The sequence below is a fragment of the Bacillus sp. SN1 genome (assembly GCF_002796895.1).
Classification (GTDB): domain Bacteria; phylum Bacillota; class Bacilli; order Bacillales; family Bacillaceae; genus Bacillus; species Bacillus inaquosorum.
Genome location: NZ_PHIE01000002.1, coordinates 500,196 through 519,757 on the forward strand (window position 1 = coordinate 500,196; position 19,562 = coordinate 519,757).

Consider the following 19,562-nt stretch of genomic DNA (forward strand, 5'->3'; position numbering starts at 1 on the left):
GAATGGATAATATATGACGATAATAGGATAAAATACTGATTTTTATCATAGAACGAACGTTCCTATATGACAACTGGAAAAAATGCCATTTTAGAGGTGGGAAATTTGTTAAAAGGATTATATACAGCAACATCCGCAATGATTGCCCAGCAGCGAAGAACGGAAATGCTTTCAAATAATATTGCAAATGCAAATACATCCGGATATAAAGCAGATCAAGGCTCCATGCGCGCGTTCCCTGAGATGCTGCTCAGCAGAATAGAATCAAAATCTCCGGCCGGAACAACGAGGACGGAAGTCGGTTCCGTGAATACCGGTGTGTATATGCAGGAACTTAAGCCTCTTTTCACACAGGGAAGCCTGAAGTCCACAGATCAGCCTACAGATATCACATTGGTTGAAAATCAAGTTCCGGTTCATGCGGAAACCAATGAAAACGCGGCTCTTTTTTATCCGGTTCAGACAGCGGACGGAATTCGTTATTCAAAAAGCAGCACATTTTCACTAAATGAGAATAATCAGCTTACGATCAACGGAAATCCTATTTTATCAACGGATGGCCAGCCAATCACTGTGGATAATGAAAATTTTACTGTATCTGAAAACGGTACTGTGACAACGAACGGACAGACAGCCGGCCAGATTGATGTCAGAATGGCGGAGGATGTCCGCAACCTGAAACGGGACGGAAATAACTTGTACAGCACCGCGGACGGCAATGATCTGCCAAGCGCAGCTGATAATAACCAGGTATCCTATTCATTAAAACAAGGCGTCTCTGAGCTTTCAAACGTGGATGTGACAAGCGCCTATACAGAAATGACTGAAGCGTACAGATCGTTTGAGGCCAATCAGAAGGTTATTCAAGCTTACGATAAAAGTATGGATAAAGCAGCTAATGAAATCGGAAAAATCTAAGATAACGGAAGAAAAAACGGGGGACATCAACTATGCTCAGGTCAATGCTAACGGCATCAACAACCTTAAACCAGCTGCAGCAGCAGATTGACACAATCAGCAGCAACCTTTCAAACAGCAACACAACCGGCTATAAGGCAAAAGATACGAATTTTTCTGAGCTAGTCAGACAGCAATTCGATCAGGTTGATGAAAAAAATGAGGAAGTGGCAAAAGCCCGAAAAACGCCGCCCGGCTTGCGCCTCGGCGTCGGAGCGATGATGAATTCACGCCTTGTATCTGATCAAGGAAGCATTCAGAAGACGGATCGCGATCTGGATATCGCGTTTACGTCTCCATACCAATATTTTCAGGTGAACGTGAATGGAAACCGGCAGTATACGAGAGACGGAGCGCTGTATGTAACGCCGTCAGCTGCGAATGCCAACCAGCTTCAACTCGTTACTGGTAATGGGTATCCGGTGCTTGATGAAAACGGGAATACAGTCAACATCGACAGCTCAATGAAGAATATCACCATCAATAAAAACGGCACCTTAACCGCATCTGACGGAAACGCAGTCCAGCGGTTTAATCTCGGGGTTGTCCAAGTGAATAACCCTCAAGAGCTGAAATCGGAAGGGAATAATCTTTTCTCTATTGATAATGCGGCAGCTTTTGAAGAGCTGAATGGCGCGAATAGACAAAACATCGGCATGCAGCAGGGCTCGCTTGAGATGTCTAATGTCGATATTTCTGAACAAATGACAGATTTGATCACGTCCCAGCGTTCATATCAGCTGAACAGCAGAACGATTACAATGGGAGATCAAATGCTCGGTTTAATTAATTCAGTCAGATAAAAAGAAATGGGCGTTTTCAATCAGCCGCGCATGATAAAAAAAGCGGCTTTTTCGAAATCGTCCTTTTTTTTGTAGTATTCCGTGATATCTTCTAAAAGCACCTCTAAATCCACCCACGCTTCAATTTTTTCTAATTCAAGCACATATTCAAGCAGTTGATCATAGGGGTCTTCAACTGATGTGTAGAGCGCTTCAAGCGTTTTTAATTTTAAGTAAATGGTTTGAATGTCTACCTTTTCAGATAATTCTTTCCCTTTTTCCAGGACGGCTTTCGCTTCTGTGACCTTTCCTGTTTTAAAAAGCGCTCTGACAGATTCGTACACACAATGCAGATACGAGACTGGAGAATTCGTTTCAAATTCTTGATTCTTTAATACCTTTTTAAAGTAAAGAAGCGCTTCCTGGTCTTTTTTTTCGGTTGCTTTTAAAAAGCCAAGGTTATAATAAGCGTGGCATAGCAGGTTTTCGTCATGTAATTGCTGGGTTTTCCTAATGATGTCTTTGAAAAGCTGTTCAGCTTTTTCGTAGCGTTCTTGATCAATATAATTAACGGCGAGCAAAAGCTTGCAGGTGATTACCTTTTTTATATAGCCGAATTGATGCAAATAGATGTGTAATGCTTTTTTGACGTATTGGATGGAAAGCGGCGGTGATTTCATCAAGTAATAGGCGCCGGCGGTTTGATAATATAAATCAGCGGCTTCAAACGTATTTTGAATGGCGGCCAGGTACTGTTCAGCTTTTTTAAAATGATTCACTGCATGTTTCGGAGCTGTTTTTACCATTTCGTATAATCCTGAGAAAAAATACAGATAATATTTCAATTCATCATCCATTTTGTCTTCCAGACCGTACAGATCATCGAACAATGAATCAAGTCCGTTCTGGTTTTCAAAAAGCAGCTGATGGCGGGCCTGAAACAATTGATAACGCATCCAAAGTTTTGTATTCTTTTTGAGCTTCGGAAGGTGCTGGTCAATTTTCTCTTTCAGTGTGCAAACGTGATTCATTTTGCGCTTGCTCATTGCGGAATACCACTCGTCTAACATGTTTTGCATCCTTTTTTCAATAAACTTCGAAATCATTTTCCTACCTCTTTGCTATTGGTAAAATCTATAATTATCATATCATAACTTTTGACGGCTCTCATTGACAGTTGGTTACATTTTAGCGCGGTTGAAAAAGAGATTAATTCATAATATACTTTTCAAATGTACAGATTGGATCTTTGATGATTGCTATACATACTAATGCAGATGAAGGAGATGTCAAGAGAATGCTTGATACTCAGCAAATTAAAGAAATTATTCCTCACCGTTATCCGTTTTTGCTTGTAGACCGGATTACGGAAGTTGAAGAGGGCAAACGGGCAAAAGGCTATAAAAATGTAACTGCTAATGAAGAGTTCTTTAACGGACATTTTCCACAGTATCCAGTAATGCCCGGCGTATTAATTGTAGAAGCACTTGCTCAAGTCGGAGCTGTTGCGATGCTGATTAAAGAAGAAAACCGCGGCAGACTGGCGTTCTTTGCGGGCATTGACAATTGCCGGTTTAAAAAACAAGTCAAGCCTGGTGATCAGCTTCATCTTGAGGTTGAAATCACTCGTGCGCGCGGCACAATCGGGCGCGGAAAAGGCGTTGCCACAGTTGATGGCGAAGTTGTTTGCGAAGTCGAACTGACTTTTGCTCTCGGAGAATAACTGAAATAAGGCAGATGGGCAGCGGCACATTTGTCTTTTTTCATTCAAAACATGAAAGCAGGTGATTGTATGTGGAAAGAATTTAAGGCCTTTGCCATGCGCGGGAATATCGTTGACCTCGCAATCGGTGTTGTGATAGGTGGCGCGTTCGGCAAGATCGTCACATCTCTAGTCAATGATATCATCATGCCTTTGGTGGGCTTGCTGCTGGGCGGGCTTGATTTTTCAGGCTTGTCGTTTACGTTTGGCGAAGCTGTAGTGAAGTACGGCAGCTTTATACAGACGATTGTAAACTTCTTAATTATATCGTTCTCCATTTTTATTGTTATTCGGACTTTGAATGGGTTGAGACGCAAAAAAGAAGCAGAGGAAGAGGCGGCGGAAGAAGCGCCGGATGCGCAAGAGGAGCTGCTGAAGGAAATCAGAGATCTGCTGAAGCAGCAAACAAAGTCGCCGGAATAAAAAAGACTGCCGTTCTGAAACGGCGGTCTTTTTTATTTTCAATTCCTTTCACTTAATGCTGCGGGGCTTTCCGTTGTTTCAGCAAGATGAATAAGCATCGATACAGAGGTGCCGGTATCCGGAGTGCTGCTGATTTTCAACTCGCTTCCGCAAAAATGTTTCAGCCGCTGGTTGATATTTTTTAATCCGACGCTGCGGTCGAAACCCGAAGATAAGAGATCTTTTCGTTTTTCCGGAGCCATACCGACACCGTTATCTTCTACTTTGATGTAATACTCGTTCCTGTTTTGTTTTTTAGCTGTCAGCTTGATCCATCCTCCGCCTCTTTTCTTGCTGACGCCGTGAAGAACGGCATTTTCCACCAAGGGCTGAATCATTAAAGGCGGAAGGATAAAGTCAATGTCATTGTCTATATCGAAAAAAACCTCAAGCCGATCGCCGAAGCGCGTCTTTTCTATGGAAAGATAGGAACTGATAATAGAAAGCTCATGTTTGAATGAACTGATGGCTGATGTATTTTGGAAGTCGAAACTCATTCTTAAAAAGTTGGTAAATTCCTCTGTTACCTCCCGCGCTTTTTCAATATCCAAATGGCTGAGAGAAATGATCGTGTTTAATACATTGTAAAGAAAATGCGGCTTGATTTGCGATTGGAGAAATGCCATTTCCATTCTTGTGGCTTGATTTGCTGTATGTTTCATCATAATCAGGTTTTTGATACGCGCCATAAATTCAGAGTAATGATAAGGTTTTTGCAAAATGTCATTCGCTCCGGCATGAAAAGCCTTGTATTTGTCATGACCGATAATGGCTGCTGTAATCATCAGAACCGGGAGATCAACCAGGCTGAATCGTTCGCGAATTCTCATACAGACTTCGAAACCAGTCATATCCGGCATCATCAAGTCCAGAATAACCAAATCAAGCTTCGTGCAAGAGACAACTTCTAATGCCTCCATTCCGTTTTTCGCAGCAATCACATTGTAGGGAACGCCTTCCAGCATATCGATTAAGATTTTTAAACTGTCGATGTTATCATCGACAATCAAAATCGTTGGAGCGTCAATTTTCTCAGAATAATAAGGCGTGCTCATAGAGATATCTGACATATCTATCCCGGATTGTAAATCAGGAAGACCCTTCTTTGTTTCAGGTACAGGTTCATTTTGAGCAATCGGCAATGTGAAATGGAATGACGAACCTTTTCCCTCTTCCGATTCGACCCAAATGTCTCCGTTTTGTAGCTGAACCAGCTGTTTGACGATGCTTAGGCCAAGACCGGCTCCGTCGTCTTTATTTGTTTCGGCTTGCTGAAAAGACTCAAATATGGTTTGGCAATCGGCTTCTGAAATGCCGCTTCCGGTATCCGTTACTGTCACCTTGATCATGTTATCGTTCAGTCTTGAAGCAGAAAGTGTAATTTGGCCCTCCGCTGTATACTTGATTGCATTGTCTACTAGATTGGTTACAATTTGCCGAAAGCGGTTTTCATCTGTGAGTACCAAAGGAAGGCCGGCTGGAATATGATTTATAATGTTCAAGTTTTTATGTCTGGACAAGAGATTGTAGAAATTCATTTCCGAACAGATTAAAGTATAAATATCAACAGGAACTGGGTGAATCTGAAGCATGCCTTGCTTTATTTTTTCTAAATCCAGAATGTCATTCACCAGATTGGACAGCCTGTAGCCCATGCGGATGACAAGCTGCATGTTTTCTTTCTCTTCTTCTATCGTTCTTTTTCCTTTGCCGGCCAGCAACGTTTGGCATATATTAATAATGCTGTTCAGCGGCGTTTTGAATTCATGCGATGTTTTGGCGATAAAATCATCCTTTAGCCGGTCAATCCTGAGCAATTTCCACGACAGCACTTCATTTTCGCGGAAAGCGCCGGCAAATTGCTGTGCCATCAGAAGAACAATCGCCAGCAACGCAATGACGGTTGGCAATGAATAAATCGAATTAAATGAAAAGGCTGTTTTTCCGCTGTAAGCGGAGATGGTCGTTAAAATGACAAAAGCACTCATTGAAATAGAAGCGATTGTCAGATACAGGCTTCCTTCCATTTTGCGAATCGCTGCAATTGTAAAAATATATGTGATATAAATCAGGGTCGAAACGGCTAGCACAGAATGTAATATGTATGAGCCATGGTCGATAAACCCCACGGTTAAAAAATCTGTGATCAAGACCAGCCCGGAAGAAACGGTGGCTATGAGAATAAAACGTTTTGATACAATCTGCCGGTAAGCAAAATAGAGATAGAGAAAAACCGCTATACTGACAAACACAGTTGAGATTGCCCTCATTGAATTTAGCAATGAAAATGAAATGGACGGATTGAGGAGAAATATAATCCGCTCTTTTCCGATCATCAGAATAATGAACGAAAACAGAAGACACATAACAGAAAAAAACAACAAATGTTTATCCTTTTTTCTTTGCAGGAAAAAGCCCAGAAAATATAATCCGGTAATGAAAAAAGCTGTAATCATAATTGAATCATTAAGAAAGGAAATTTTGTTCTCCCGCAATATTTGGTCCTGCGTTCCAAAGGTAATCGGCTTTGCGATTCCCCACCCGGGCGTTTTTCCGAAGTTTGAAAATTGTACCACAAGTTCATTGTCACCCTTGTGAAGCGAAAAAAAGCTCGTATACGGTCTGTTTTGCGCCGTGAAATCAGGTTTATTTGAAGGGCTGCCGCTTTGCCCTATGAGTTGTCCATTAAAATAGATGCGATTTGCACTGTAAATAAACGACGTGCTGATCCCAAAAAGCTGATTATCTTGATTTGATCTGATAATCAGCTTGTACGTTCCGTAATCCACATTGATGCCCTGTTTGGTCACCTTCACATTGCTGGGAACATCAACGAAGACGGGATCTTTTCCTTTTGCTGAAGAAATCTCTTTTGGTGACAGCAGCTGATTGGGATATAATGTCCACTTTCCATTCAGCTGTACATTTCCATCCTTCTGAAAATCCCAGTTTTCCAGATTCATGACCCCATGCCTTGCCGCAGGAAGTGTTGATCCCGAAAAATGGTCAATGCCTATAAAAATCATAAAGAAAGCGGCATAACCAAAAATAATCGAAATAAAAATGAATTTTTCTTTCATATCAGTGCTCCTTTATCCCAATAGGATCATTCTTAATTCCCATTTTTTATAAATATTTTAAATGCAAACTTTCAAAAACTACAATAGAAAGAAAAAGAATCCAGATAAAGGGGCAATTTGGCATGATATAATAGAAGTTATTTACTGATATCTCGATTTTACATATAGGGTGTGATGTTTTGTGAAAGCGTTAATTGTTGATGATGAGCACCTGGCATTGCTTCACTTTAAAAATATGCTTGAACGGACAAACGCCTTTCAATCTATTATGGCGTATCAAGATCCGATTGAAGCTCTGGAGCATCCTGAGGTTGCTGCTGTAGATGCAGTGTTTCTTGATATTGAAATGCCGGGGGTAAATGGCATTGAGCTTGCTGAAGCGATTCAATCGATGAATGAAAACATCCAAGTCGTTTTCATCACGGCCTATAATGAATTCGCTATCAAAGCGTTTGAACTGAACGCTATTGATTATTTGTTGAAGCCTGTTAATTTCAAGCGGCTCGAGACAACTGTTGAACGAATCAGAACGAATAACAAGCTTAGAGCATCTATGGAAAATACCGAGGCGCATTATTTGATCCAATGTTTTGGGAACCTGCAGTTTCATCAGATCTTAAAGGAAGTTAAAACAAACATTCCCGTCAAGTGGAGAACGTCCAAAGCACGAGAAATATACACCTTTTTACTTCATAATCAAGGGCGTGTTGTCAGTAAAGACACGCTAATCGATCTTTTTTGGCCTAATTATGATGTCTCAAAAGCAAGCACCCAACTCTACTCTACCATTTATCAGATAAGGAAATTGCTCAGCCAGATCCCTTTCAGCCAAACAATCGAGAAGACCGGCACAGGATATATTCTTCGACTTTCAGGCGCAAAAATCGATGTTGTGGAATGGGAACAGTCACTAAAAGAGGCGCCCCCGCTCAATACAGCTACATTACATCTGCACATGGATATTTTCATGTCCTATCAAAATCATTATCTGATGGAGCATGGCTATTTGTGGGCAGAACCGGAAAAGACGCGTCTAGTCCAGCTTTGGCTAGGAAAGGCTTATGAACTGATCGATTTTCTCATTCGTGAAATGAAAGATCATCAAGCGATGGACATTTGCCTGCAGGCCGAGAAAATGGAGCCTTTTGATCATAAAATTATGCAATATAAGCTGCAGCTATTTAACAAAAGCGGGAAGGTAGAAGAGGCGATAAAAGAATATCAGCGCTACAAACAAATGAAGGATCAAATTAATTAAAGTATAAATATAGCAAAAATCCATATCCAGCCAGTGTGTGTCGATTGCCCTATCGAAGCACACTGGTTTTCTTTTTGTACATGTCATCTTCATGGAAAGCTCTCGCCATACGTCTCCGCTTGAAACTTCAAATCTCCAATTCATTCAGTTTTTAGTTGTACAGAATTTGTATAGTTCCATTTCATACAATGTAGTTTGGTTCGGCTTCGTTTTTAAACTCATTCGGCATTAGCAGTGGGGGGATGAGACATGATTCTATGGTCTCGCGGATCAATCGGCAAGTGAAAAATAGATATGAAAAGGGAGGAATGAAAAGTTGAGAAAGAGGAGCTTTCCCTCAGGGCTGAAAAAAAGCGGGCGGATATTCATGATCATAAGCCTGGCCATCTTTTTCTTCTTCAGCCAGATTGCCAGCTATACTCTTACAGCGGAGGCTGTGGGCGTATCGTCAAGCGACAGACAATTTTTCGATTCAGTGACAGTCAAAGACAGCAATCAGCAGGTTGTTGACGGGTCAAAAGGAAACGAACCGGCATTAAAGCCGGGGGATGAAGTGGCACTGACATATGAATGGTCATTAAAACATGATAAAGAAGCAGTAAGCGAACAGGACATCAATGTGGAGATACCTAAAAGCTTTACTTTTGATAAAGGTGCAGAAGGTGAGATCAAATCTGCTGATCAGGTCATCGGCAGCTATCAAGTGCCAGCGGGCAGCAGCACTCTGACGGTGAAATTAAATAGCACGTCCGCGGATTCTCCTGATGCCAAGGGGACTATTACACTGTCAGCCATGTTTACTGCAGATGTAAAAGACGATGAACATACAGCAGCCCTTTTTCAACTAGGGGGAGGCAACACCCAGCAGGTGATCATCCCTGTCAAGAAAGATGAGACACCAGATGCCGAGGCGGAAGAGCCAAAAAACGACTCTTCTGATACTGGGGGTGATCAGAAAGGGACAGATGGCAAATCTGCACCTTCAGTCAGCAAGGATCAAAAAGAAGAGGAACCAAAATCATCGGCAAACTCTAAGAGCAGTGATTCTCCTAAGAGCGATGATTCAAAAAAAGTGTCATCCTCAAGTCAATCAGCTTTCAAAAGCTTGCAAACTGAAGAAAAACAAATCACGCAACATATTTTAACCGGCGTGACATTGACGGACGAAAATGGAAAGCCATATGACAAGGGCAATCGCGCCGATACGAATTCTCCGGTGACAATTTCAATTGATTGGGCCATTCCTGACGATTTAGGAAAAACAATCAATGCCGGCGATAAATATGAATTTGATTTGCCTAAAGAATTTATTATGCATAATGACATTGTGAACCTGCCGTTAAGCGCCGGAGACACCACCCATGGGACATTTTCTATTGATACGAACGGACATGTGGTGATGACATTTAACGGCGAGGTAAAAGAAAGTTCTAATGTCAAAGGCACATTGGTTATCAATACGCAGTTCAACGAGAAAAAAATAACGGGATCGACAACACAAAAGATTCCATTCCCTGTGAATTCCGATACGCCTGAAACAACGGTTTATTTTAAGCCAAATGTGAGTAAAACCATTGATAAATCAGGTGTTCTGGATAAAGGCATCAACCCCGGTAAAGTAATATGGACGGTCGATGTCAATAAAAAATTGGATCAAGTCAAAAATGCCAAACTCACGGAAAGCCTTCCAGAGGGCTTAATCTACCGTTCAGTTAAAGTGTATGAACTCAATGTGAACATTGATGGTTCTGTCAGCAAAGGAAATGAAGTTTCTTCGGGCTACAGCGTTGATTCAAAAGGAAACGTCTCATTTGATGGGACAATTGATTCGGCCTACCGCCTTGTATACGAAACTGACATTGACAATGGTGCGAAGCCGAGTGAAGGCGGGAATGTGACGCTGAAGAACAAGGCGGCATTCAGCGGAGACAACCTGGAACCCATTTCTGCTGAAGCCACTGTTGCAGCCAAATATGGAAAAATGATTGCGAAATCATCGACCGGCTATGATGGAGAGTCTCAAACATTCAGCTGGGCTCTTTCATACAACTATGGTGAGAAACAGATCGACCAATCCAAGGCCAGCATTAAAGATTCTTTTGGAACTGGCGATTTGCACCTTGTGAAAGTTTCCTTGAAGGTTATTCCTATTACCTTTGGACAGAACGGCAGCGAGCAAGCGGGAACGCCTTTAAAAGAAGGCGAGGACTATACGCTGATCGATAATGGAAGCGGATTTGAAGTCAAATTTAATAAAACCATTACCAGCGCTTACAAAATCACATATCAAACAAAGGTCAACAGCGGAGTGATCATTGATAAATCGACAACATACACCAACAGCGTGGTGACCGGAACAGGTGATTCAAAAGAAGCTTCTGGAATAGCCATTCAGCAGAACCTCATCAAAGGGTATTCAAATGTTGATTATGAGAAGAAGACGGCTGATTGGACGATTACAGTTAATAAAAACAACTATGAGATGAACAATTGGACGCTGGATGATCAATTCGAAAGCGGCGGATTGGTTCTGATTGATGACTCGTTCAAAATTCAAGACATAACGAACAACAAAACATTGCAGAAAGACACAGATTATACGTTGACAAAAAAAACCGGCCATAAAGGCTTTACTTTGGCATTGATCGGGGATTACAAAAAAACAGACAGTCAATTTAAGATCACTTACACAACAACATTCAATGCTGATTATTCTAACGAAAGCGTCAAGAATACAGCTCAGTCAACATGGACTGATCAAAACGGCAACGAGCGCACGAATAAGGTATCAAGCGGTTTTACGCCGAATCATCAGACGACAAACAATGGTTTCAAAAACGGTTCATACAACGCGGTTTCAAAGGAAATCACGTGGAAAATCGGCGTCAATTATAATGGCGAGCCGACGAAAAACCCTTATATCAAAGATGTCATAACAGATCCTCAGCAATTTGTGCCGGGTTCCGTTGTGGTTAAGAGCTATACGATCAATAAAAACGGCTCCATCACAGAAGGAGACGCACTTGATCCTTCCAAGTATGATGTCGAAGAACCTTCTGCGAATAATGAACGCACTCTGACGGTACACCTTAAAACAGGCGATTCTGTACCATATCTGATTGAATTTAAGACATCACTCAAGGGGCAGGTCATTGATCAGAAACAGTACACAAACAAGGCAACATACCATAATGACGGTTATGCAGACCGCACGTTGACGGGCTCTGTTTCAGTTACGAACGGAGGAAATCTGGTTTTCAAAGGCGGCAAACAAAATGGAAGCTACATCGATTGGAACATTAATGTCAACTCCAGCCAATCAACGCTGGATGACGTAAAAGTTACTGACACGCCGGATGAAAATCAAATACTAGATGCAGATTCTTTTAAAGTATATCAAGCAAAATATGATGAAAACGGTGTGGTCAAAGACAGCAGCGGAAATCTGACCGCGGGCGATGTCGAGCTTCAAAAAGACAAAGATTACACGTTAGACATCAAAACCAACAATACAACAGGTGAACAATCGTTTGTCCTGACATTCATAGGCAGCTATAAGCAAATTGACCGTGCCTATGTGATCAAATACCGTTCTCTGATTAACATAGCCGGCACGAACGGCCACGTTAAAAATAAGGTGTCCATTTCAGGAACAAATGTGAAAGAGCAGACTCAGGAAAACAGCAGCTCGATCTTTGTTGCCATTTCTAGCGGCGACGGTTCCGGATCTGGAGAAAAAGGAAGCCTGACGATCTTTAAAACAAGTGAGGACGATAAAGCTCTAGAAGGAGCAGACTTTCAATTATGGTCTGAGGACGCCAAGCAGCTCCTGCGCAAGGGCACGACAGATGCTGGCGGGAAGCTTACATTCGGAAATATCCGCTACGGTTCCTACGTATTAAAAGAAGTAAAAGCGCCTGACGGATATACGATCAGCGATGCTTATGTAAAAGGAGTCTCTGTTAAGATAGACAGCAATTCCTCTAAGACAGGAACGCTGTACAAAGTCGTAAATGAACAGAACAAGGTGTCGCTTATCAAACAAGATGAACAACATAAGCCTTTGGCGGGTGCTGTTTTCAAGCTGGAGAAAAAGTCAAATGACGGCACCTATACTCTCATACGAACAGATATAAAATCTGATAAAAATGGAAAAGTGGAAATGAACGGTTTGCCGGCGGGCTACTATCGCCTGACAGAAACGAAAGCTCCGGCAGGCTTTATCGTGAATACAAAAGCGATTCACTTCTCCATCGCAAAAAATGAACAGAATCAGGTGTCCGACGTTAATTTGGGAGCAATGACCAACTACCAAGGAAAAGTCTCTCTGACGAAGGAAAATGCTGAGGGCGAGAAACTTGAAGGCGCAGTATTCAACATTGTCGATCAGGATGGAAATACCGTTCAAGAGGGGCTGACCTCGAATAAGGACGGAAAAATAGAGGCTTCGGGCCTTGCACCGGGCCGCTACGCTTTTGTTGAAACGAAAGCGCCAGCCGGCTATGTGCTGAACACGGAGAAAAAAGAATTTACGATTTCAGAATCAGCAGCAGGAAAGCCAGAATCCGCAGATGCCGGGATTGCCGTGAACGATAAAGGAGCAGTTGAGTTAACGAAGGAAGATGGCGACGGCCAGAAACTTGAAGGAGCCGTCTTTAAGATTATCGACAAGGACGGAAATACGGTTCAAGAAGAGCTGACCTCAGATAAAAACGGGAACATCACAGCTTCAGGCCTTGCGCCGGGCCGCTATGCTTTTGTCGAAACGAAAGCGCCATCCGGCTATGTGTTAAACACGGAAAAAATAGAGTTCACGATTTCTGAATCAGCAGCAGGAAAGCCTGAACCAGCAAAAGCCGGGATCGCCATTAACTATAAAGGCGCAGTTGAGCTGACGAAGGAAAATGCTGAAGGCCAAAAACTTGAAGGAGCCGTCTTTAAAATTATTGACCAGGAAGGAAATACGGTTCAAGAAGAGCTGACTTCCGATAAAGACGGGAACATCACAGCTTCAGGCCTTGCGCCGGGCCGTTACGCCTTTGTTGAAACAAAAGCGCCATCCGGTTATGTGTTAAACACGGAGAAAAAAGAGTTTACCATTTCTGAATCAGCAGCAGGGAAGCCAGAATCCGCAGATGCAGGGATCCTCGTGAACTATAAAGGCTCGGTTCAGCTGATGAAAGAAGATCAAGATGGAAAAGGCTTAGCAGGCGCAGTATTCAAAATCACTGACAGCAATGGGGAAACTGTGAGAGACGATCTAGTCTCAAAGGAAGACGGCAAAATTGAAGTTGACGGGTTAGCGCCGGGAAGCTATCAATTTATTGAAAAAGAGGCGCCAGATGGATATCTTTTATCCGAAAAACCAGTGTCATTCACCATTAAAGCTGAATATAGCGGCAAACCTGAACAAGTGAAAGTGACAGCGGTTAATACCAAGAACCTTGTTGTTCTCACCAAAGTGGATCAGCATGATAATAATAAAGTTCTGCAAGGCGCGGAGTTCAATCTGACAGACGCCAACGGAAAAGTACTGAAATCCGGCTTCACTACCGATGACAAAGGACAGATCACAGTACACGGTCTCAAAGCTGGCGAATATCAGTTTGTCGAAACAAAAGCGCCTAAGGATTATCATTTGGATCAAACACCTATATCATTCAAGATCACAAATACTGACACGAAGCCAGTCAAAATCACTGCGGAGAACATATTGGCACCAGGTGACGTGAAAGTGACCAAAGTGGATCAAGACGATAAAACGACAGTTTTGGAGGGAGCTGAATTCAAGTTATTGGACGCAAGCGGCAAGCCTGTAAAAACTGACGGCTTTGGCAAAGAGCTGCCTGAACTCTGGAAAACAGAGAATAAGGGGCAGTTCACAGTAAAAGGCCTTGCGCCGGGAAGCTATCAATTGATTGAAACAAAGGCACCAGAAGGTTACAAACTAGATGAAACACCGATTGAATTCACAATCGAAAAAGGACAGCCAAAAGCTGTCGAGGTCGTGGTTTCTAATCAGAAAGTAAAAACGCCACCAACGCCTGACAAACATGACAAACCTGATAAACCTGTGCCGGGTGGAGACGTGAAGGATGACGGAGATCACTCGAAAACCAATGGTACAGATGGCAGCTCGAATGGTCAGTCGAACACAGATAAAACCCTTCCAAAAACCGGAGATGCGGACAGCACGCTGACAGTAATGATCGGTATTCTGCTGCTTATGGCAGGCGGAGGCTTAGCTGTTGCCTCAAGAAAGAAGCAAAGAAAGGGATAAATATGAAAGCACCTGATCATTGAAGAATCGATCAGGTGCTTTTTTAAAAGTGACACAGCTCATTTTGAATGAAGCATAAGAAAGGAATTTTTGCATGTACAAGAAAATGATCATTACGTTGTTCATTCTTTTCGGACTGTTGCTTATCTGTTCCCCTTTTTTGAAAGGAGGAATCATAGTCTATCTTAGCAAAAGCCAGAATGAGTCGGCATTAACTGTGGAGCAGCTGAAAAAAAATAATGAGAAAGAAGCTGCTTTTGAATTTGACTCAATTCAGCCGCCTGATTTGATGGAAGCCATAAAGGCTGGCTTTGATCACGATCAGAAAGCGATCATCGGACGGATAACCATTAAAAGTGTCGATCTGGAGCTTCCGATCCTAAAAGGTACTACCAACGAAAATCTTCTGATCGGGGCGGCAACAATGCGCCCGGATCAGAAAATGGGCGAGGGGAATTATCCGTTGGCGGGCCATCATCTAAAGCAAAAGAGTCTTCTGTTTGGACCTCTGTTGAATATAAAAAAAGGCGCCAAAATTGTGATTACAGATTTTAAAAAAGACTATATTTACTCAGTGACATCAACAGAAACGATTTCAGAAATACATGCAGATGTGATTCAGGATACAAAAGAAAAGGAAATTACGTTAATTACCTGTGACAAAGCTGTGGAAACGAAAGGACGTCTAGCAGTTAAAGGGAAATTGATTGATGCTGTCGGCCATACAGATGATAGCAATAGCGAAATGTAAGTTTCTTGATGTCTTTCTTTTGCAGTGGATATTTACAGAAAAAAGACTGCCGTTTCCTAACGGCAGTCTTTTTTAATGCAGAACATATTTCTTCAAAATGTCCATTGTAATGCTTTTCGCTTCTGTTCCGGTTCCGTCAATGTTTGTCACGAAGCTGTACGCCCCGTGCTCGGTTTTAACAAAGCCGGCATACCAGCCGATGCCTGAGCCAGAACCGGTTTTTCCATAAAGCGTATAGTGGTCTTCATCTTCTTGAATCATCATCCGTTTTACCGTCTTCATGACGCTTTTGTCAAATGGGAGTTTTTCTTTGTATAACGATTCCATAAAATCAGTTTGTTCTAAAGGAGAGATTTTGAGAGTGCTGCTTAGCCAGAATTGATCAATTCCGCCGCTGATGTCTTGGTTGCCGTAACCTGTTTTCTCAACCCATTCCTTCATTCGCTTTTCTCCGATGTCCCGGGCCATTGCTTGGTAATACCAAACCACTGAATATCTCATAGCAGAGCCGAGCGTATGGTCTTGGTTCCAAACGTCGAGTTCCCGTTTCACGCCGTCCCAGTATTTGATGTCATATTCATCTTTAACAGCGCCTGTTTCTAATCCGATAAGCGCATTAGGAACTTTAAACGTCGACTGCGGCGCAAATCTTTGTTTTGCGCGCTGATCGTTGTAGACGAATGTTTTTTCGTTTTTTAAATCCCGCAAGATAAAAGTGCCGTCGTGATCTGTGAAAAACTCATCAACCTTCAGCTTTTTCGAATTTATGTTTTTCTCTGCAGCTTCAGCTTCTGTAGGTGTCTGTAAACTTGATGTCATGAGCAGAGCCGCACCGATAAGTGATAAAAAGAGTGCTTGCACCTTTCCCTTGCTCAATATCTTCACCTCAGAAATTTTTTATATTTTTTGCTTAAACGCCTCAATCAGTTTTGTTCCTGTATAGCCCTCTTTTACAAGGGACTCCAGAATGGTTTCAGTGCCTTGCTGTTTTCTTGTCACCATTTGTCCGTAGATTAAAACCTGTATGCTTTCTTCCAGCTTGACAATATTTTTCACTGCCGCTGTCAGCTGGGCGGGGCGGTTGCTTTTTTTCGTGATCGTTACAAATACTTTGGCTTCAGTTTGGCTGTTTTGAAGCTGTTCAAAAAAAGACAGGTGTTCTTTCGATACAAGCGCTTCAATCAGCCAGTGGTTTTCACCGTCTTCTTTATTTATAATCAGTCCGTCAATTAGGGGAAACTGTTCAATTGATTTTTCTTCCTTGTCCACTCGTTCCACATTCAGGTCAACCAGTTTAAAGGTTTTCATTTCTTTTCTCACCCCGATTACTTCCAAAGATTTCTTGCCTTCCATTATAACATAAACTTTTTAGAGGAAAAAACGCTGCAATGCCGGGGCTAAAGAATTTCATATTGGTGAAACATTTAATAATTTCTATTTTTTCATTATACTGTAACTGACTATGGATTACGGAGAGATGTGTATGAATCAATTTCGTTTAAAAGAAATTTACATTGACGGCACTCCTTCTGAAAACCGTTTGATTCAAAAGGATGAAGCATATATATTAAGCCGTAAAGAAGTTTTTGAAGTCCATTTGAACAAAAAAGGGAGGATGAGTTTTTTATACGAAACACACGACGGCATGGAACAGTATAAAATTGAGGTGTCATTGCCGGAAAAAAAACTGAGCTTTCAGTGGTTTGCATGGGATGGTTCTTCCTATGTGTGCATGAATACGCAAAATTGGCTGACAAAGCAAATCTTTTTCCGGTTTTTAAAAAGTACATATTTCTTTAAAGGGAAAAAACAAAAGATGTTTTTAGCTGAAGGAAAAATGAAAACGAAAGATAAAAACAGAGGCTGAAAGTCATTTTTAAGCGTTTTTCTTTTCTCATTGCATCATCTACAATACATATAACCGCAAGGAGAGGAGGAATCGCATGTTCAATCAGGTCATGCTTGTCGGACGTCTTACAAAAGATCCTGAGCTTCGCTACACTTCCGCCGGTGCGGCAGTTGCACACGTTACGCTCGCGGTAAACCGCAGCTTCAAAAATGCTTCAGGTGAAATCGAGGCCGATTACGTCAATTGCACACTTTGGAGAAAAACAGCTGAAAACACGGCGTTGTATTGCCAAAAAGGTTCTCTCGTCGGCGTAAGCGGGCGGATCCAGACAAGGAGCTATGAAAACGCAGAAGGCGTTAACGTGTATGTAACGGAAGTGTTGGCTGATACTGTTCGTTTTATGGACCCTAAACCCCGGGAAAAAACGGCCGATTGACATAACCCCTGCTCCTCCCGATTTCTATCCATTCACGATTATCCGGATCTCCGCATCATCCCCCTCAAAACTGACCAGTCGACCAGACTGGTTTTTTCTTTTTAGGAAAAATTGGTTCTTATGATGCGTTTTTGCTTAAATTCACTTAATAATGTTGATTGTAACTCAATAAAAACTTATAATTACTTAAAGATGATTGTTAAGAAAAGGAATGAGGGCGTGTACCAAGAAGAAAGATTAGTAGCGATTTTGGATTTTTTAAAACAGCATAACCGAATTACAACGGAGCAGATCTGTACGCTCCTTCAAGTGTCAAGGGATACAGCGAGACGTGACCTCGTGAAGCTGGAGGAACAGAATGCCATCATCCGCACAAGGGGCGGTGCCATTTTGCCGACTGTGCATCAGAAAATTCAAAGTTATTCAGGCCGATTGAAAACAGTGTCCGAGGAAAAAAACAAGATCGGCAGGCTTGCCGCATCGCTCATTCATGATGGTGACCGGGTGATTTTAGACGCCTCTACAACCGTACAGGCATGTGCAAAGCATTTGAATGCGGATGATTGTACGGTGATTACCAACTCGATTAATCTCGCGGAAGTGCTGTCCGATAAAGAGGGAATTGAAATCTATCTGCTCGGAGGCAAGTTGGAAAAGGAGCACCGGTTTCTGTACGGCGCCTCTGTGATTGAAAAGCTTTCAAGCTATCACGTCGATAAAGCGCTGATCGGTGTGGTCGGTATTTCTGAGCATGGCATTACAATTGCGCATGAAGAAGATGGCATGGTAAAGCGAAAAATGATTCAGCAGGCAAAGCAGGTGATCGCACTTGCAGATCATTCGAAACTCGGAAGTACCAGTTTTTATCAGTATGCGGAGCTGAGTGAAATCGATCTGTTGATCACAGACAGGCTGCCGAATCAGGCGTTTTGTGACTTGCTTGACTGTAACGGTGTGGAACTTCTCGTGACAGAGCAGGATGAAGGAAAGGGCTGACAAACGTGAAATTAATTGCGATTGACTTAGATGGAACCTTACTCAACAGCAAGCATCAGGTAAGCTTGGAAAATGAAAATGCGCTGCGTCAGGCGCAGAAAGACGGCATTGAAGTGGTGGTGTCAACTGGGCGCGCTTATTTTGATGTTGAATCGATTTTTGAGCCGCTCGGGATCAAAACGTGGGTCATCAGCGCAAACGGCGCCGTCATTCACGATCCTGACGGCAGGCTTTATCATCAGGAAACCATTGAGAAACAACGGGCGTATGACATTCTCTCATGGCTTGAGTCAGAAAACTATTACTACGAGGTATTCACAGGTTCAGCCATTTACACGCCGCAACACGGCAGAGAGCTTCTTGAGATTGAGCTGGACCGATTCAGAAGCGCGAATCCGGAAGCAGATCTTTCTGTCCTTATGCAGGCGGCCGAGGTTCAATACAGCCAATCCGGCTTCGCTTACATCGGCTCGTTTCAAGAGCTGTTTGAGGCTGATCAGGAGATCGACTTTTATAATATTCTCGGTTTTTCTTTCCTCAAAGAGAAGCTTGAGGCAGGCTGGAAAAGATATGAGCATGCTGAAGATTTGACGCTTGTCAGTTCGGCTGAGCATAACTTTGAGCTTTCTGCCCGCAAAGCTTCCAAGGGGCAGGCGCTGGAGAGGCTCGCGGCACGGCTGAGTATTCCGATCGAAGAAACTGCAGCTGTAGGTGACAGTTTAAATGACAAATCGATGCTGGAGGCTGCGGGAAAAGGTGTAGCGATGGGCAATGCGCGGGAAGATATCAAAGCGATGGCCGACGATGTTACCTTGACCAATGACGAACACGGCGTCGCCTATATGATTAAGAATTTGCTGTAGGTTTATATGCTGCACCAAACGTGCACCCTGTTGATAACCGGCGTAACGGATTCTTTGAAAATCCGGCGTGACGGCTATGAACGGAA

Annotated in this window: 15 protein-coding genes and 1 pseudogene; 11 read left to right on the forward strand and 5 right to left on the reverse strand. The window is 42.6% G+C overall.

Annotated elements, in window-relative coordinates:
• The first annotated feature begins 105 nt into the window (after positions 1 to 105).
• Positions 106 to 918, forward strand: coding sequence for a flagellar hook-basal body complex protein FlhO (flhO, locus tag CVV77_RS11310; protein WP_084991078.1), 813 nt, complete (start codon positions 106 to 108; stop codon positions 916 to 918).
• 32 nt (positions 919 to 950) lie between these two features.
• Positions 951 to 1,760, forward strand: a complete 810-nt coding sequence (flhP, locus tag CVV77_RS11315) for a flagellar hook-basal body complex protein FlhP (protein WP_100275422.1) — start codon at positions 951 to 953, stop codon at positions 1,758 to 1,760.
• Positions 1,761 to 1,780: 20 nt separating this feature from the next.
• Here flhP and rapD read toward each other — a convergent pair whose 3' ends face one another.
• Complete coding sequence (gene rapD / locus CVV77_RS11320; RefSeq protein ID WP_003235665.1) at positions 1,781 to 2,845, reverse strand: aspartate phosphatase RapD; 1,065 nt, start codon at positions 2,843 to 2,845, stop codon at positions 1,781 to 1,783.
• A 191-nt stretch (positions 2,846 to 3,036) separates the two neighbouring features.
• Between rapD and fabZ the strand changes: the two genes are divergently transcribed.
• Positions 3,037 to 3,462 carry a 3-hydroxyacyl-ACP dehydratase FabZ gene (fabZ, locus tag CVV77_RS11325; RefSeq protein ID WP_003235662.1) on the forward strand — a complete coding sequence of 142 codons (426 nt, stop codon included), beginning with the start codon at positions 3,037 to 3,039 and terminating at the stop codon, positions 3,460 to 3,462.
• A 69-nt stretch (positions 3,463 to 3,531) separates the two neighbouring features.
• A complete protein-coding gene (gene mscL / locus CVV77_RS11330) occupies positions 3,532 to 3,924 on the forward strand; it encodes a large conductance mechanosensitive channel protein MscL (RefSeq protein ID WP_100275423.1) in 393 nt (130 codons plus the stop codon).
• A 38-nt stretch (positions 3,925 to 3,962) separates the two neighbouring features.
• On the opposite strand, the gene CVV77_RS22390 is transcribed toward mscL, so the two are convergent.
• Both CVV77_RS22390 and CVV77_RS22395 read right to left on the reverse strand, forming a co-directional pair.
• Complete coding sequence (locus tag CVV77_RS22390) at positions 3,963 to 5,033, reverse strand: response regulator (RefSeq protein WP_309300184.1); 1,071 nt, start codon at positions 5,031 to 5,033, stop codon at positions 3,963 to 3,965.
• 72 nt (positions 5,034 to 5,105) lie between these two features.
• Positions 5,106 to 7,043: pseudogene (locus CVV77_RS22395) on the reverse strand (sensor histidine kinase); the annotation flags it as partial.
• A gap of 181 nt (positions 7,044 to 7,224) precedes the next feature.
• On the opposite strand from CVV77_RS22395, the gene CVV77_RS11340 reads away from it, so the two are divergent.
• From CVV77_RS11340 to CVV77_RS11350, 3 genes are all read left to right on the forward strand, one after another.
• Positions 7,225 to 8,301 (forward strand): response regulator, encoded by a 1,077-nt coding sequence (locus CVV77_RS11340; protein WP_019259686.1) that lies wholly within the window; start codon positions 7,225 to 7,227, stop codon positions 8,299 to 8,301.
• A 316-nt stretch (positions 8,302 to 8,617) separates the two neighbouring features.
• On the forward strand, positions 8,618 to 14,581 hold the full coding sequence (locus CVV77_RS11345) for a SpaA isopeptide-forming pilin-related protein (protein WP_100275425.1): 5,964 nt from the start codon (positions 8,618 to 8,620) through the stop codon (positions 14,579 to 14,581).
• Positions 14,582 to 14,675: 94 nt separating this feature from the next.
• Positions 14,676 to 15,332, forward strand: a complete 657-nt coding sequence (locus CVV77_RS11350; RefSeq protein WP_181280839.1) for a class A sortase — start codon at positions 14,676 to 14,678, stop codon at positions 15,330 to 15,332.
• Positions 15,333 to 15,404: 72 nt separating this feature from the next.
• On the opposite strand, the gene blaOXA is transcribed toward CVV77_RS11350, so the two are convergent.
• Together blaOXA and CVV77_RS11360 are read right to left on the reverse strand one after the other, a co-directional pair.
• Entirely contained in the window at positions 15,405 to 16,208 is an 804-nt protein-coding gene (blaOXA, locus tag CVV77_RS11355; protein WP_019259683.1) for a class D beta-lactamase, read from the reverse strand.
• 21 nt (positions 16,209 to 16,229) lie between these two features.
• Positions 16,230 to 16,640: a YwpF-like family protein gene (locus CVV77_RS11360; RefSeq protein WP_029316918.1), complete on the reverse strand. Its 411-nt coding sequence runs from the start codon at positions 16,638 to 16,640 to the stop codon at positions 16,230 to 16,232.
• A 175-nt stretch (positions 16,641 to 16,815) separates the two neighbouring features.
• Between CVV77_RS11360 and CVV77_RS11365 the strand changes: the two genes are divergently transcribed.
• The 4 genes from CVV77_RS11365 (at position 16,816) to CVV77_RS11380 (ending at position 19,476) form a co-directional block, all read left to right on the forward strand.
• A complete protein-coding gene (locus CVV77_RS11365; RefSeq protein ID WP_019259681.1) occupies positions 16,816 to 17,199 on the forward strand; it encodes a hypothetical protein in 384 nt (127 codons plus the stop codon).
• Positions 17,200 to 17,275: 76 nt separating this feature from the next.
• Positions 17,276 to 17,617, forward strand: coding sequence for a single-stranded DNA-binding protein SsbB (gene ssbB, locus CVV77_RS11370; protein ID WP_003235640.1), 342 nt, complete (start codon positions 17,276 to 17,278; stop codon positions 17,615 to 17,617).
• 219 nt (positions 17,618 to 17,836) lie between these two features.
• On the forward strand, positions 17,837 to 18,613 hold the full coding sequence (gene glcR, locus CVV77_RS11375; RefSeq protein WP_100275426.1) for a transcriptional regulator GlcR: 777 nt from the start codon (positions 17,837 to 17,839) through the stop codon (positions 18,611 to 18,613).
• 5 nt (positions 18,614 to 18,618) lie between these two features.
• The gene (locus tag CVV77_RS11380; protein ID WP_100275427.1) at positions 18,619 to 19,476 is read left to right on the forward strand and encodes a Cof-type HAD-IIB family hydrolase; all 858 of its coding nucleotides are present in this window, start codon (positions 18,619 to 18,621) and stop codon (positions 19,474 to 19,476) included.
• Positions 19,477 to 19,562: the final 86 nt, after the last annotated feature.